This window comes from Coleofasciculus sp. D1-CHI-01, assembly GCF_040218875.1.
Lineage (GTDB): Bacteria > Cyanobacteriota > Cyanobacteriia > Cyanobacteriales > Coleofasciculaceae > Coleofasciculus.
The window spans coordinates 104,308-118,742 of record NZ_JAVJQP010000163.1; the positions used below are offsets into that span (position 1 = coordinate 104,308).

Annotated in this window: 13 protein-coding genes; 7 read left to right on the forward strand and 6 right to left on the reverse strand. The window is 43.8% G+C overall.

Annotated elements, in window-relative coordinates; all coding sequences use genetic code 11:
- Positions 1 to 8 precede the first annotated feature (8 nt).
- The 6 genes from RIB93_RS28800 to RIB93_RS28825 all read right to left on the reverse strand — a co-directional run bounded on the left by RIB93_RS28800 (position 9) and on the right by RIB93_RS28825 (position 9,272).
- Positions 9 to 1,049, reverse strand: a complete 1,041-nt coding sequence (locus RIB93_RS28800) for a glycosyltransferase family 4 protein (RefSeq protein ID WP_446378133.1) — start codon at positions 1,047 to 1,049, stop codon at positions 9 to 11.
- Entirely contained in the window at positions 1,046 to 2,314 is a 1,269-nt protein-coding gene (locus RIB93_RS28805) for a class I SAM-dependent methyltransferase (RefSeq protein ID WP_446378135.1), read from the reverse strand. The genes RIB93_RS28800 and RIB93_RS28805 overlap by 4 nt, the downstream gene beginning before the upstream one ends.
- A gap of 167 nt (positions 2,315 to 2,481) precedes the next feature.
- Positions 2,482 to 3,771 (reverse strand): ABC transporter ATP-binding protein, encoded by a 1,290-nt coding sequence (locus RIB93_RS28810; RefSeq protein ID WP_446378137.1) that lies wholly within the window; start codon positions 3,769 to 3,771, stop codon positions 2,482 to 2,484.
- A 552-nt stretch (positions 3,772 to 4,323) separates the two neighbouring features.
- Entirely contained in the window at positions 4,324 to 6,309 is a 1,986-nt protein-coding gene (locus RIB93_RS28815; RefSeq protein WP_446378139.1) for an O-antigen ligase family protein, read from the reverse strand.
- Positions 6,310 to 6,335: 26 nt separating this feature from the next.
- Complete coding sequence (locus RIB93_RS28820) at positions 6,336 to 8,378, reverse strand: polysaccharide biosynthesis protein (protein ID WP_446378141.1); 2,043 nt, start codon at positions 8,376 to 8,378, stop codon at positions 6,336 to 6,338.
- Between the two features lie 39 nt (positions 8,379 to 8,417).
- Positions 8,418 to 9,272 (reverse strand): hypothetical protein, encoded by an 855-nt coding sequence (locus RIB93_RS28825; RefSeq protein WP_446378143.1) that lies wholly within the window; start codon positions 9,270 to 9,272, stop codon positions 8,418 to 8,420.
- Positions 9,273 to 9,817: 545 nt separating this feature from the next.
- On the opposite strand from RIB93_RS28825, the gene RIB93_RS28830 reads away from it, so the two are divergent.
- From RIB93_RS28830 to RIB93_RS28860, 7 genes are all read left to right on the forward strand, one after another.
- The gene (locus RIB93_RS28830; RefSeq protein ID WP_446378145.1) at positions 9,818 to 10,450 is read left to right on the forward strand and encodes a hypothetical protein; all 633 of its coding nucleotides are present in this window, start codon (positions 9,818 to 9,820) and stop codon (positions 10,448 to 10,450) included.
- Between the two features lie 193 nt (positions 10,451 to 10,643).
- The gene (locus RIB93_RS28835; RefSeq protein ID WP_446378147.1) at positions 10,644 to 11,435 is read left to right on the forward strand and encodes a DUF4058 family protein; all 792 of its coding nucleotides are present in this window, start codon (positions 10,644 to 10,646) and stop codon (positions 11,433 to 11,435) included.
- Positions 11,436 to 11,720: 285 nt separating this feature from the next.
- Complete coding sequence (locus tag RIB93_RS28840) at positions 11,721 to 12,164, forward strand: DUF29 domain-containing protein (RefSeq protein WP_446378149.1); 444 nt, start codon at positions 11,721 to 11,723, stop codon at positions 12,162 to 12,164.
- A gap of 101 nt (positions 12,165 to 12,265) precedes the next feature.
- Entirely contained in the window at positions 12,266 to 12,541 is a 276-nt protein-coding gene (locus RIB93_RS28845) for a UPF0175 family protein (RefSeq protein WP_446355435.1), read from the forward strand.
- A gap of 119 nt (positions 12,542 to 12,660) precedes the next feature.
- Entirely contained in the window at positions 12,661 to 13,038 is a 378-nt protein-coding gene (locus tag RIB93_RS28850) for a DUF3368 domain-containing protein (RefSeq protein WP_446378151.1), read from the forward strand.
- 48 nt (positions 13,039 to 13,086) lie between these two features.
- Positions 13,087 to 13,779, forward strand: coding sequence for a Uma2 family endonuclease (locus tag RIB93_RS28855; RefSeq protein WP_446378153.1), 693 nt, complete (start codon positions 13,087 to 13,089; stop codon positions 13,777 to 13,779).
- An 8-nt stretch (positions 13,780 to 13,787) separates the two neighbouring features.
- Entirely contained in the window at positions 13,788 to 14,228 is a 441-nt protein-coding gene (locus tag RIB93_RS28860; RefSeq protein WP_446378155.1) for a DUF29 family protein, read from the forward strand.
- Positions 14,229 to 14,435 lie beyond the last annotated feature (207 nt).

Sequence of the window (14,435 nt, forward strand, 5' to 3'; positions counted from 1 at the left end):
CTCAACTTTTAATATAAAAGCTTCTGCACCACATTCTCCCAGGATATATTCAGGGACTGATACCGTTCTAATCCAGCTTTTCCCATTTCAGCCGCTGCTTTTTGATTGAAGTATAACTGATCAATAGCCTGCGCGATCGCCTCAGGTTCCGGTTCAACGACTAACCCAGTTTGCCCAGTTACAACAAACTCTAGCGGTTCTCCTGAGTCAGTGCAAATAATCACTGGCTTTGCCGCCAGCATTGCCTCTAACGTTATATATCCATAGTCTTCATCATAAGCTCCAAAAAAAATACCCAGGCAGTGAGCATAAAATCCCAACAACTCTGCATCTGTAATTCGTCCAATTAGACGAACTCGTTGATTAAGATAAAGCTGTTCAATAAGCGATTGTAAATCTTTTCTTCTGCCCCCATCACCTGCTAAAATAGCTGTAATTGGAGACTCAACAAAACTCATCGCTTTGATCAACAATTCTTGTCGTTTCAGACTTTCTAAACGACTAGGATAAAAAATATAAGGTTGAGCCGGTTCATTGTAGAAATGAGTCGTCAACTTAGGTGGATGATAGAGAGGGATTGATCGGATATTATTAAAACGCCAAAGACGAGCAGCAACTGTTTTTGAATTGGCTAGTATTTTTTTGCATTGTTTTAAGGATATATTGTCACTCTTAATAATTTCTTCTCTAAGTATTTCGCCTTCATTATTATGAGATAATGTTTTACTAAAAGACGTATTCCATAGTTCATACACAGGTCTATACTGATGAATAATCCAAGCAATTTTGTGATCATGCTTTAGATAGAAACTTGGGAATTGGAGACAGATGACTAAATCAATACTGTAGCCATTCATATTTCCAAAATTCTCACTTTCCCAAATCTTCATGCTCCGTAGCACTTCACTCACTGGGCTAAAGCGAAAGGGCATGGAAATTATTTCAACTTCGTGACCTAATTCGCATAAGAAGTTGGCTAAACCTGTCGTGTGATTATCCGCACCGCCACGAATAAAAGGAACTTGAACAGTAGCAATAGCAATTCTCATGGCTTGTACCCAATTAAAGCAAAGTCACGAGAAATGCTGAGATAACTCTCTAAGGTATCAAATTTCACGTTTGATGAGGCTAAAAGTTGTGACCGATTGTCTTGTTCGGCAAAAAAATAAGACTCGGCATTAATGAAACCTTTTAAACTAGCGATGTAAGCAATTGTATCAGGATGGATGGGATTGACATGAGTCGGATCGCGGTAAAAATCTCCTGATCCGACGAAAAGATTGCGGGGGTTTGGTGTTTCAAAAATGATCAACCCACCGGGCTGCAAAACTCGCATCGTCTCATCGAATAGTTTCATAAGAACGGCAAACGGTAAGTGTTCAATTATATGAAAGCCAGTGACTGCCCCCAAACTACTATCAGGCAAATCTTGTAAATACGCGATCGCCTCTGCTTCTATAACCTCAAAACCTATTGTATGGCATTGTTCTAGCATCACTTTATTTATATCTATCCCCCGCGCTGAATATCCCGATTTTCGCAGCAATTCTAGCCATTCACCCCTGCCGCACCCCACATCTAAAATGGGGGATTCAGGTGTACCAACTTTGGCATCTTCAATCAAGGGTAGGTAGACATTTAACGTATTCCGAACCTCCTCGCGACTTCCACGAAATTGGTCTTCAAAAGCCACATAAAGTGCATCGAGTTGGTGCGGCTCTTCATTTCTCAACGTTTGCAGTTGTTCTGCACTGAAAGGTTCTGGTAATCGCGGTCGCGCTGCTTCTAAAAATAAGGTAATTAGCCGCTTCTGTTGCGTTAAGTCATTCTTGAGATAGCTATCGTTTTTGATATAACGTTCATCCATCGCTTGCAACTGTTCATTGAGATGCTTTTCTGTTGCAGTAAGATAAGCGCTTATTTCCTTCACTTGCCCTTGAAGATCCATCACTTGATCAATGAGTTTTCGGTTTAGTGTCAGGGACTCTCTGATAGCTTCAATTAAAGAAAAATTAATTGCTCGTTGCTCTTTAAATAGAAACGAGTACAGCTGTAGCGCCAATTTCTGTAACGGTTGGCTTAGAGAAAACGGGAAACGGTTCAGTTTTTGAGGGAATTCGGTGCGAACTTGAGACTTTAACTGAGCGTTATGCAGTAAATTCTCGATATGGTTTATCGTTAGAGTATGATTGACTGAGGGAACTTTTATTGTCTCTAAATTTCTCTCCAAAATAGGCTGACGGCGAGCCACCTCTTCTCTAATTTTTTTGATCAATTGATCAACATTAATTTCTGAATTATTGGATTCAATCATAACCGGATAAGTCGTCGGACTGTCATTAAAGTTAACGGTTGAGATTAGGCAACAGGCAAAAGGCAAAAGGCAAAAGGCAAAAGGCAACAGTAAGAATTGATCGGCTTTTTCACATTGCTTAGTACAGCACACCGAAGTTATGTCTAGGTACTTACCACCCTAAATTTTTAAGACATTAGACAAAGAACGTCATTAGTCTCTACATCAACTTTTATACTCGGATTTAGATCGACAATCCCTTCACAGTGATTGCCATTAACCACTTCAAAAACAACTAAATCATCAATCCAATCATAACTAAATCCTTCTTCAGAGTGGATACCTACGGTTACTGTGTAAACTCCTTTATGCAGATAACAAGGGAGTTGAAATCGAACACTCACCTTCTGTCCAATGTCTGATTTAGGTAATTGGCAGTTCATTAATTTGGTATTTGTTCCATACATCACTAACCCCATCAGATTTCTAATGGAAATACCTATGACCAGATCAGATAATTTGGCTTGGCTCTGTAAGCGAAGCAAAACCTGAAATGACGACCCTGTTTCGATAGTTTTAACCTGGCGGTTATTGGCATCTAAAATATTCACATCCTTGATGACAGCGAGTTGGTTTCCATGTCTATGTTTCTGTAAACAATCTATTTTTGTATAGGATTGTTTTTCCTGATTCAACTCAAGCCTTTTTCTGGGTGAAAGAATCTCTTGATTATTTCGTGTATTCTCTGAACTCAATAGAGCAATATAATGGTCAACGACTGTTTTAGGAGTACCCACCTCAATGATTGAACCACAATTCATCAGCGCCGCCCGATTACAGAGCATCTTAACGCTAGCTGAATCGTGGGAGACAAAAAGAATGGTCACTCCTTGCTCTTTAAGCTGGCGAATTCGTTTCATACAACGCGCTTGGAATCGGGTATCACCAACAGCCAAGGCTTCGTCTACGATTAATATTGTGGGATCGATATTCGCCACCACAGCAAAGGCTAGGCGAACAACCATGCCACTAGAATAGGTTTTGACCGGTTGATCGAGAAAATCACCGATATCAGCAAAAGCCGCAATGCTATCAAACTTTGCTGCTATTTCTTCCCGACTTAACCCCAGAATTTGACCATTAAAAAAAACATTTTGTCGTCCGGTAAATTCTGGGTTGAACCCACTTCCAAGTTCCAGCAAAGCAGAAACTCGACCATTAACCCACACCTCACCGGTGGTGGGTGTCAGGGTTCCGGCTATGATCTGTAGCAGGGTACTTTTCCCTGAACCATTCTGACCCACAATACCCAGAGTCTCCCCAGGGGCGACGTCCAGGTTGATATCACGCAATGCCCAAAACTCTTGGGCGCGGCTCTTTCCTGGCAGTACTATTTCTTTGAGTCTATCTAGGGGACGGTTATAGCGCTTATAGCACTTGGAGACATTTGTCAACGAAATCGCTATCTCACTCATCACACCATTTGGGTTTTAGTAACCTCTAGAGGACATCAGCTCACGCTAATCGCGTCGCTGTTCAATTCACACACCACACTAAAACAGTATCAAATAAACTTGCCTAGCGCACCTCGCTAGGTCTTGGGAGCATGTCAGAACAGAAAATGTTCTTGGAGGTTGGGTGGGGCGTAAACGTTACCCAGCCGACAAAGGTAATATGCTCCTTGGGTCTTGCCAGTACTGACCGATGCTTTCCCTGTGCAGTTCCAACATCTTTAGGACTTACACATAGATTCTACTTAGGGTTATTGGTATCCTCGATAAGCATTTGGGCAGTGTTTCCACCCTTGATATACCGTAGGGTGGGCATTGCCCACTAGCATACCAGTCAGTACCCTTCTACTTTGGGTAAGTCAGGTGTCGGGTGTAGTTTGTCTAGCAGTAGACACATCGATTAGGACTTTCCACACCATTGTAGAGACGTTGCATGCAACGTCTCTACCCAGAGGTAGCAAATTGTTGTTAAATTCATTGCATTTAAAAAAAAAATTGAGCCAATTATCTCTCTTGAAGTTATCTGCTATCCTGCAAAACCTTGTTTAACTGAATACCTAAAGGTCTTTTATCTAAACTAACTCCCAAATTTATCGGTGTGAAGCACCTTGATGTTTTAATTTGCAGTGAAATATTAGAACCTGTTTGTAATTGAGAGATATCCAATCTTTCCTGATACTCACCTGGAGAGTCAATCAGACGTTGGTCGTGAGCAATCCTTTGTCCTTGTTGTTCTAAGTTGAAGTCAATGGTCAGAGGACGCCTTTGAACATCAGCATGATGAACAATATAATTGAGGTTGAGATAATTCCCAGTTACTGTATAGGCTTCTTCAAACAGACCGCTAGTCTGGCGATCGCTGTATTCAGCAGGTTTGTAACAGAAAAACTTGGGTTGAAACGGCAGTTTACCATAGCTAGTTTTTACTTCATAAATCGCTCCGACGACTAGGGCTGTTGTCATGGCTATCAGGACATAACGCCAAGCTTTAGGCAACAGTATAAGCCGGATTGTCGGGGAAATTGATTTTTCTGCTTGTTCATCTACATTGGATGCTCCTAGCAAGATAAACAGTAAGAAAAGCAGGTTAGGTATCAACAGGGAATGACCATAGAGATTTCCCGAAAATAGTCCCACGATCAGTACAGTGATAATTTCCGTGGATCGATTTCTTAGGTACAGACCTTGGTAAAGAAATAAAGAACAAAAAATAACCAACCCAACCAGACCCGTTTCCACGAGAATTTGCAGAAAATAGTTATGAGCATTTTCTCCATTATGTGTCGCAAAGAAATTAGACTGGCTAAACTCAGCAATTGAACTTTGGCGATAAAAAATGCCCTTACCTAAACCCAGAATGGGATAGTGGCTATACATTAATAGATTGGAACGAAATATGTCAGGTCGCTGACTTAGGGCAGTGTTAAAGTCTTCAAACGATTGAGATTGTAACACTGAATCAAGTCGGCTGAATAAACCTCTGTTATCCCAGTGAACACTTAAATAAGCTGTTCCTAAAACTAGAATAAACCCCAATAAAACTGTTGTTGCCTTACCTTGCTTTTTAGTCAGAAAAACAAAAAACAAATAACTAATAACGACAATACCTAACATGACAATCGCAAAGCGAGAAGCACTAACAACGACTCCAGCAACCGCCAGGAATGAAAAAGCCCCGGCTATCCATTTAATCAGGACATTAGTGCTGCTTAAATAATAGAGTCCCCCCATAACAGCGGCTAAAGCATATCCACCAAAAGGGTGAATATCGGGGAGAAAACTGTTGACACCCAGCGTGACACCGTCTCTGTTGTAACCCAATCCTGTTAGTTTTGACCACAGTGCATAACCTAAAATAATGGTTGTAGCTATAGCTAGAGGTATTAATAGGCTTTGTTTTAACTGTGACGGAGTGCGGATTAGGTTGAGTAACCTGATGCTGAGGGTAATCGCAGCGGTAAAAATAACCAGATCTCTGAGCGGAAAATAGTCATCATGAAAGCTGAGGTAGCGGATATTAGCGAGATTATAGAAAAATCCTTTAACAGAGTAGGGAGATACAGACTGATAAAGATTGCGAGATATAGCGATCGCGACGGTTATAATAATAACAAGGTGAAAAGCAATTAGCAGGGATTCAAGTATCCTAGCTTGATCCCAGTCTGTATTGCGCTCAATTTTTAATCGCTTGGTAAAAACATATAGAAGAAATAGCCCGAATAAAACCCCAATCACACAATCTAGGCTTAAAATATCAGCCATGGGAATGGCGATATTAAATAGGGCTTTAGTTTGAGGAAAAATACCTGCTGTGAAGGGAAGTAAAAATACTAAAATACCGATACCATAAAGAGGATAAACCACCGTTGATATCAATATCCCTAAAAATAGGACTACATTAACCCAAGGAAATACGTTATAAGCGTTGAAAAAAACTTGGATAATGAAGCAAGTAATCAGAAAAATCGTTGAAGCAAAAAAGTGAAATTTTATTACCTTAGTCATCAGCGAATATACATTGAATTTAAGTATTATCTGTTACCGATTCCCTGTTCCATTGCTGACTGTTTACAGACAGGGTAATCTTCCAGAACCGTAATACAATGCTGAGCGGTTTTCCAGAGACAGTCAGGAGGTAAGCTAGCCGTAGTCGCCTCTAAGAGAGTAGCGATCGCTTTTTCCCGAGATAAGGGTGCTGGCGGTTGACTGGAGACTGCTAAAATTTTGGGGTGAGCGGTGGGTATGACTTGTTCTTTCGCACAGACTAAGGATTCATGCAGTTTCTCACCGGGACGCAATCCGGTAATCTTAATTGGGATATCCAGGTCTGGGATGAAACCCGCTAGGTGGATCATTTGTTGTGCCAGGTCTAAAATTTTCACAGGTTGACCCATATCCAAAATTAGGGTTTGACCGGATTGTCCCACAGCAAGGCTTTGAATCACAAGCTGAGAGGCTTCAGGCGTGGTCATAAAATAACGGGTCATATTGGCATCAGTGACAGTGACAGGACCGCCTCTGGCAATTTGTGCCTGGAAAATCGGGATCACACTACCGCGACTCCCTAAAACATTGCCAAAGCGCACCACCAGAAAACGGGTTTGGCTTTTGGCGGCGCACGCTTTAACCAGGAGTTCGGCTAAGCGCTTGCTTAAGCCCATAAAGTTACAGGGATCAACGGCTTTGTCAGTAGAAATGAGGACAAAGGTATCGACACCCTGTTGTTCTGCTAGTTGTGCCAGATGAGCCGACGCTAAAGCATTGTTTTCTAGGGCTTCAGTCGGGTTATGCTGCATTAAGGGGACATGTTTGTGAGCCGCTGCATGGAAAACAATTTCTGGGTGCCAGGTTTGGAAAATGGTCTGGATACGACGCTGATGGCGGATATCGGCAATAATTGATGTTGCTTTCAGGTGGGGAAAGTCGCGGCGCAATTCCTGTTCAATATTGAAAATACTATTTTCCCCGCGTCCCAATAATAGGAGGTGTTGGGGTTCGAGACGGGCAAGCTGGCGACAGATTTCTGAGCCAATTGTACCCCCTGCACCTGTAACTAGAACCGTGCGCTGATAGACTTGCGATCGCGCGGAGGGGAATTGCTGATTAAATTCATCGGCAAAGTCGAGTTTAATCTCTGGGCGTCCCAGGATATCCTGGATTTGGATGGGTCTAGCTTGAGGAGTCAGAGAGCGATCGCACAACAGTTCGGCTTGTCCCGGTAACACTTTTAGCTTCAGAGCGCTACCCTGGGCAAGATGCACTAATTTGCGGATTTGGGATGCCTTAGCTGAGGGCATAGAAATTAGCACTTCATCGGCGTTGAGGCGTTTGGCAATGGGTACAAGCTGCGATGTCGCACCCAGAACCGGAATACCCTCCACCTTACGTCCTATCTTCGTTGGATCATCATCCAGAAAGCCGAGAATTTCCAGGTTAAGCTGGCGATTTTGGTTGACTTCCTGGACAATTTGTGATCCCGCCCGCCCCGCACCGACTAACAGTACCCGCTGGGAATCTCTGGCTGAAGCCGTGCGATCGCGTGGGTGATACCGAACCAATCGACGACGGGCGTAGCGCAGGGCGATCATCCCCATTACACAAAAACTCCAGTCAATCACCGCCACACCCAAGGGAATTCCCGAAAAGGAGGTAAAACGGGGAATCAGTAAGCGAGTGATGACTAGAAGGAATAAGGAATAGAGGGTGATCGACTGGCAAAGAGTGGTAGCATCTTTAAGTCCAAACAGACGCCAGACTTGCCTGTACAACCCAAAGGTAGCGTGGAACAACAAACGCCCAGGAATCGCCAAGAGGGGAAGCATCCCAGCCAGGGTTTGGTGAGAAGCGGGAATATGACCATCAAAGCGGAACCAAAAAGCAAGGCTGCAAGCTGACCAAGCTACAAATCCATCGAGTCCGAGTTGTCCCAATCGATATGCGGAAGGAAAGAGCCTTTTTTGGGGCATGAACGGCACCTCTAAGGCGATACTGGCTGCAACAAGGTATGATACATTGGCTTTAACGTCCTGGCTAGGATCAGTTTTGTTCCCCACAGACAAGCCTATCAGTTGCACAAAAGGTTCGTAGTGGGAACTTTAGTTCCCTAAGCGTAGCTACTTTTTCTGGGATAACTCATCCTTGAGGCGTCTGGCTTGGTCGCGGATAATCGCAGCGAGGATAGCAACCATGAAACTAGCGATCGCAGCCAGTACAGCAATTTGTACTAGGGAGCGTGTCGGTTCAACTTTGGATTCGCTTAAGAGTTGGATGGAGATGATTTGAGAGGTAAACTCAGCTAGATTTTCCTGAGCCGGTTCGAGATACTGTTTGTCAAATTCTAGGCTGGCAATTTGAGCCAGGACAGCTGCTCGTTGTGTCTCTAGCGCCTCCAGCCTGAGAGTCGTTCTAATCCGTTCGGGATCGATGCTATTGGAGTCACGAACTTGAGCAATTTGTTGTTCGAGCTGTTCGAGAACTTGTTGCTGTTTGGTGATTTCTAGCTCGGTGCTGAAGAGACTATTGGCGATCGCTTGACCAAATATGCCTTGAAACTCCTGATGGAGCAGGGTTGAGACTTGAGAACCCGCTTCAGCGACAAAACCAGTATCAGGCGATCGCACGGTGATGTCGATTTGCTGAGTTTCGCTGTTATAGGTGGATCTGACTTCAGTTTCGTCGATTTTGTCGTAGTGATTCTCCAACAGTTTCACCGTTTTGTTACTGGCTTGCTGGATATCGACGCCAGGGATACCAGACACGGAAATGGGAACCGGGGTGACTGAGAGGGTGAGCTGTTTCTGGTACTGTTTGGGCATTAGTAGGGAGAGAGCGATCGCGACGGCTGAGAGTCCCAGGGTTCCCCATGCCATAAACCGCCAGTTGCGGCGGAAAAACTGAATAATATCGAGTAAGGAAATTTCATCTTCATCCTCAATCGTTCTCAGTTCTGTATTTTGCGTCAATTCCATAGTTCTCCTACACCGAGCGAGCATGATTACAACTAGCATACAGTTTGGGCGGGTTTGGTTACATCTGGTTCATTGGAAAGGATGGTAGTCAAACTCGCCCCTACACTGCCAACATTGCTTGACTTTTTATGGATTTTCAGGTAATTTTATATAATGGAAAAATGTGCCGTACTATAGAACCTAATCAAGCGTGACCCCTAGTGGACTGACACAGCTAAAATGGTGGCATAGATTTTACGATTAAATCGGGCGCACGTCAATTGGGCGCACGTCAATCGGGCGCACGTCGGTGCGCCCCTACAATTCTAATCCACCAAATTAGGTGCGCCAAGCCAGTAGTGCGTCTTACGATCTCCATGATAAGTTACTGGAGGTGCGATAATGAATCCGGCTAGTCTTGACAAACAATTGATTCTTGCTTTAGAGAATGGCGATCGCGGATTAGTTTAGAACTTGAGCAGGATTTAAATAGGCTTAAAACTGGTCGTGTAGATTTATGTGGTATTCTCCATGTTAATTAAACATTTCTAAATCGGCAATAATTTATGCCCTACAGTCAATTTACTCTCGAAAATATCCAACAAGATTTGGGCATTACGATTCAAGAACGGGTGGGAATTTTTGCCGAAACGCCAGAAATTACCTACAGTGATTTTCTCGCAGAAACTTTAAACTATAATATACCGCTTGCTCTGGCGATCGCTACTGAAAAAATAAAATCAGAAGCAATTATTTTGCCTATATTAATTGAACTCAAAAAGCAGCTAAAAAATAAAATTAGTGTTTTTTCTGGCAAAGAATTTAATGTTGACCCAGAAAGAGGTTTGACTGGATTCTGCGATTTCTTGATCAGTCATTCTCCCTCCCAACTGACTATTGAAGCTCCAGTTACAATTCTAGTTGAAGCTAAAAATGATAATCTCCACTCTGGGCTAGGTCAATGTATGGCAGAAATGATTGCTGCTCAGACATTTAATCAATCAAGAGGAAAATTAATAAAGACTATTTATGGGAGTGTTACAACCGGAAGCCTGTGGCAGTTTATGCGGTTAAATGATAATAGAGTTGAGGTGGATTTAGATGAGTATTTTTTGAATAATATCGGCAAAATAATTGGCATTTTAGCTAGCTTTTTTGAGGGGATTTATTGTGCAGACAAAACGAGTGCCGTCCTATAGACCCCAATCAACCATAACCGTAGGGTGGGTTAGGCGGTATTAAATTTAGGCAATGAACCGTTCAATGATATATCCGCCTTAACCCACAAAGTTATCATTGCTTCTATATAAAATCAAATACGCAGCCGAATTTATTCCAGCTAAGATAGTATTTCATACAGCCTGAGCGATAATTTTAGTTGAGGTAATTCAGATGCCTTCTCCCTTTCCGGGTATGGACCCTTATTTAGAACATTCGGAATTATGGGCGGAGGTTCACAGTCGGTTAATCGTGAACCTAGCCGATTTTTTGGGTCCGCAACTGCGCCCTAAATACCGAGTCGCTGTTGAAAAACGAACCTACTCTGATTTGTCAGACGCCGCGTTAGTCGGGCTTCCCGATGTGGCTGTTGTGTCTAGACGTTCAACCCCAAATCAGAACTCATCAACGACTTCATCAACGGCGACCGTGTTAACTCAAAATGAACCTGTAACGGTTAGAATACCGATGCCGGAAGAAGTCAGGGAGAGTTATTTAGAAATTCGAGAAATTGGAACGGGGGCGGTGGTCACAGCTATAGAAATCCTGTCCCCGAAAAATAAGCGTGCGGGTGTTGGACGTCAAGCTTATTCTCGCAAGCGCCTGGAGGTTTTAGGCAGTTTTACTCATTTAGTCGAAATTGATTTGCTTAGGGGGGGAAAGCCGATGCTGATTTTGGGAGAAAGACCGCCTGGTGATTATAATATCCTAATCAGTCGTAGCGACCAACGACCCCTAGCTCAGTTGTATAGGTTTGGGGTTCGTGATAAAATTCCGGTTTTTCCGCTGCCCTTAAAGTCAACCGATGTGGAACCTATCGTGGATTTACAGGAGTTATTCACCCAAGTCTATGACAGAGCCAGCTTTGACTTAGCCGTGGATTATGGGAGTGAACCCGTACCCCCTCTCAAAGCAGATGATGCAGCTTGGGCGGCTACCCTGTTGGAAGAGAGTGGATGGCGATAATGTCAGGTAGGGGCGGGTAGGGGCGACCCGCTTGCACCAATGAACAACTCCAGTCAACCGTGACCCGTAGGGTGGGTTAGGCGGTATTAAATTTAGGAAATGAACCGTTCAATAATAAATCCGCCGTAACCCACCAAGTTATCATTGATTCCAGAGGGAAATCAAATACCCAGCCGGATTTATAGCAGCTAAAATAGTATTTTATACAGCCTGATCGATAATTTGAATTGTGCCGATTATACGACGGCTAGAAAATAGATTTATATTGATTGGAGCATGAGAACGATGAATCTAGAGGCTGAATACGATCTGGACTTCTATGCTTGGATTTGTAAAAATGTAGAATTACTGCGGCGAGGCTGTTTGTCCGAAATTGATGTGGAGCATATTGCTGAAGAGTTAGAAAGTATGGGCAAGCGTGACCTCCGTCAACTTCGCAGCCGCTTACAGGTTTTAGTCATGCACCTGCTCAAGTGGCAATATCAACCCGACAAACAAAGCAAAAGTTGGCTAGTGACGATTGATCATCAGCGTGATGAAATTGAAACCCTATTGCTAGATAGTCCTAGTTTAAGAAGCGAGTTGGAGCAGGGATTGGCAAGGGTGTATCCGAAAGCTGTGCGAGATGCCTGTAGAGAAACGGGTCTTCCTGAGACGACATTTCCCTTATCCTGTCCTTTTGAGATAGAAGAGATTTTGGCTCAAGAGTTTCTGCCGGATTGTCGTTAGTTTTCGTAACTACTGTGATAATGGGGAGGAGAAATAGGAGTCGCCCGCTGATTGTGGAAATCCAAATAGATAGTCGAGGAAAGAGGGGAACGAACACGAAAATGGAAGAGCTAAAAATCAAATACCCAGCCGGATTTGAAAATGCTGTGCAAATGACTAAGGATGAGATGGAGCAGCATATCCGTTTAATGGCTGCCCTGAAAATGTTTGAACTGGGAAAGGTTTCGGCGGGAAAAGCGGCTGAGTTAGCGGGAATGTCAAGACTCGATTTTTTTGAGACTTGCAGCCGATATCGAGTCAGTGTTTTTAATTATCCACCAGAAGAGCTTGAATTAGAACTGGAACAGGATTTAGAACGGCTTAGGAACGCCAGCTAACTATGAAACTTGTTGTCAATACAGGTCCGATTATTGCCTTAGCCAAAATTGGAAAATTGGTTTGACTCAAAGAGCTGGCTCCAGAAGTATTTATTCCTCCTACCGTTTACCGAGAATTATTGGCGAAATTTGGAGCCGAATCGGAGCAGATTGAGCAAGCTCTTACTGATTTTATTCGGGTAACAGAGGTAAGGGAGATTGACCGAGCTGTCGAAATAGCCATTGCTGGTTTGGATGAAGGGGAGAAACTAGCGATCGCTCTGGCGGCAACGTTTACAGAAGACATTGTGTTAGTGTTAGATGATCGTGCGGGCAGACGGGTAGCACAACAACTGGGTTTGACCACGACAGGATCGATAGGAGTTTTACTACGCCTGAAAGAAAAAGGAGCAATTGAGAACGTGGGAGTGCTTTTGACAGATATGAGAGAGCGGGGATATTGGCTTTCGGATCAAGTCATAGAAGTGGCTAAACGACTGGCTGGAGAAGAGGATTGATTGGTGCGACCAAGATATCCTGAAGGTGTGACGCTTACGGGAGGGAAAATGAATCCGGCTAGTCTTGACCAACAATTAATTCCTACTTTAGAGAATGGCGATCGCTTGAGTCGTGCTGAGTTTGAGCGGCGTTATGATCTGATGAGTGATCTTAAAAAAGCGGAGTTAATTGAAGGAGTCGTTTACGTGCCATCGCCTCTACGCTACAACCGACATGGCAAACCCCATGGCAAAATTATTGCTTGGCTGGAAGTGTATGCAGCTTCGACACCAGGGGTTGAGGTAGCTGATAATGCGACGGTACGCCTTGATTTAGACAATGAACCGCAGCCGGATGCGCTGCTGCGGCTAGATCAAGAGAGTGGGGGGCGATCGCGAATTAGTGAGGATGACTATGTTGAAGGAGCGCCAGAGCTAATTGTTGAAATTGCCGCCAGTAGTGCGTCTTACGATCTTCATGATAAGTTACGGGCTTATCGGCGCAATGGGGTACGGGAGTATCTGGTGTGGTTGGTGCAGGATAGAGTGTTTCGCTGGTATATTCTGGAGCAGGGGGAGTATCGACAGCAGCAAGCGGATTCGTTGGGGATGTTGAGTAGTCCCTTTTTGCCAGGGTTACGGTTGGATGTGCAGGCGCTGTTGCGGGGAGAGATGTCGCGAGTTCTAAGTATTAAATCGGACACCATCCTTTGCGTCCCTAAGGTTTCCAAGCGTAAGGTTAATCCATCAAATCTAGATTAGGCAAGCCAATGGAAGAACTACTAGAGTTGAAAGGTTTACTCCTCAAAGGTGATATTTCTGGGGCATTGGTCATTGTTGAAGAATTGGAGGAAATGAGCAGAGACGACAAAATCAATAATATTCGCAGCTACGCCAAAATTCTACTTCTCCATTTAATCAAACAAAAAGCTGAAAACCGCACCACCCGCTCTTGGGATGTCTCTATTCGGAATTCAGCCCTAGAGATACAGAGCAAAAATAAACGACGCAAAGCAGGCGGTTATTATCTTAAACCGGAGGAATTGCGCCTCGCCCTAGAAGAAGCCTATGAACAAGCCCTCAATGGCGCATCTCTTGAAGTCGCTGAAGGACTTTATGCTCCAGAAACCTTAGGGAACATGATTGACCGCAACAGGATTATTGATAGCGCCATGACCCTCATTTTACCTAACTCAGGTACATCAAATTAGGTTGTATGCCCTACAGTTAATTGACCCTTGAAAATCTTCAACCCGACTTAGGCATTACAATTCAATAACGGCTTGAGAACCAGCCGGATTTATTTGATTGGAGCCTCCCCCACGCGATCGCACATTTAAATTGGGAATGGGTAGCGAGCAAGATTGGGTAGCGAGCAAGATTGGGTAGCGAGCAAGATTGGGTAGCGAGCAAGATTG

Coding starts and splice junctions, on each gene's coding strand:
- RIB93_RS28815 (WP_446378139.1), bottom strand. CDS start 6,309: ATGACTAAGGTAATAAAATTTCACTTTTTTGCTTCAACGATTTTTCTG.
- RIB93_RS28830 (WP_446378145.1), top strand. CDS start 9,818: ATGCCCTACAGTCAATTTACTCTCGAAAATATCCAACAAGATTTGGGC.
- RIB93_RS28855 (WP_446378153.1), top strand. CDS start 13,087: ATGAATCCGGCTAGTCTTGACCAACAATTAATTCCTACTTTAGAGAAT.
- RIB93_RS28860 (WP_446378155.1), top strand. CDS start 13,788: ATGGAAGAACTACTAGAGTTGAAAGGTTTACTCCTCAAAGGTGATATT.
- RIB93_RS28825 (WP_446378143.1), bottom strand. CDS start 9,272: ATGGAATTGACGCAAAATACAGAACTGAGAACGATTGAGGATGAAGAT.
- RIB93_RS28805 (WP_446378135.1), bottom strand. CDS start 2,314: ATGATTGAATCCAATAATTCAGAAATTAATGTTGATCAATTGATCAAA.
- RIB93_RS28800 (WP_446378133.1), bottom strand. CDS start 1,049: ATGAGAATTGCTATTGCTACTGTTCAAGTTCCTTTTATTCGTGGCGGT.
- RIB93_RS28840 (WP_446378149.1), top strand. CDS start 11,721: ATGAATCTAGAGGCTGAATACGATCTGGACTTCTATGCTTGGATTTGT.
- RIB93_RS28845 (WP_446355435.1), top strand. CDS start 12,266: ATGGAAGAGCTAAAAATCAAATACCCAGCCGGATTTGAAAATGCTGTG.
- RIB93_RS28835 (WP_446378147.1), top strand. CDS start 10,644: ATGCCTTCTCCCTTTCCGGGTATGGACCCTTATTTAGAACATTCGGAA.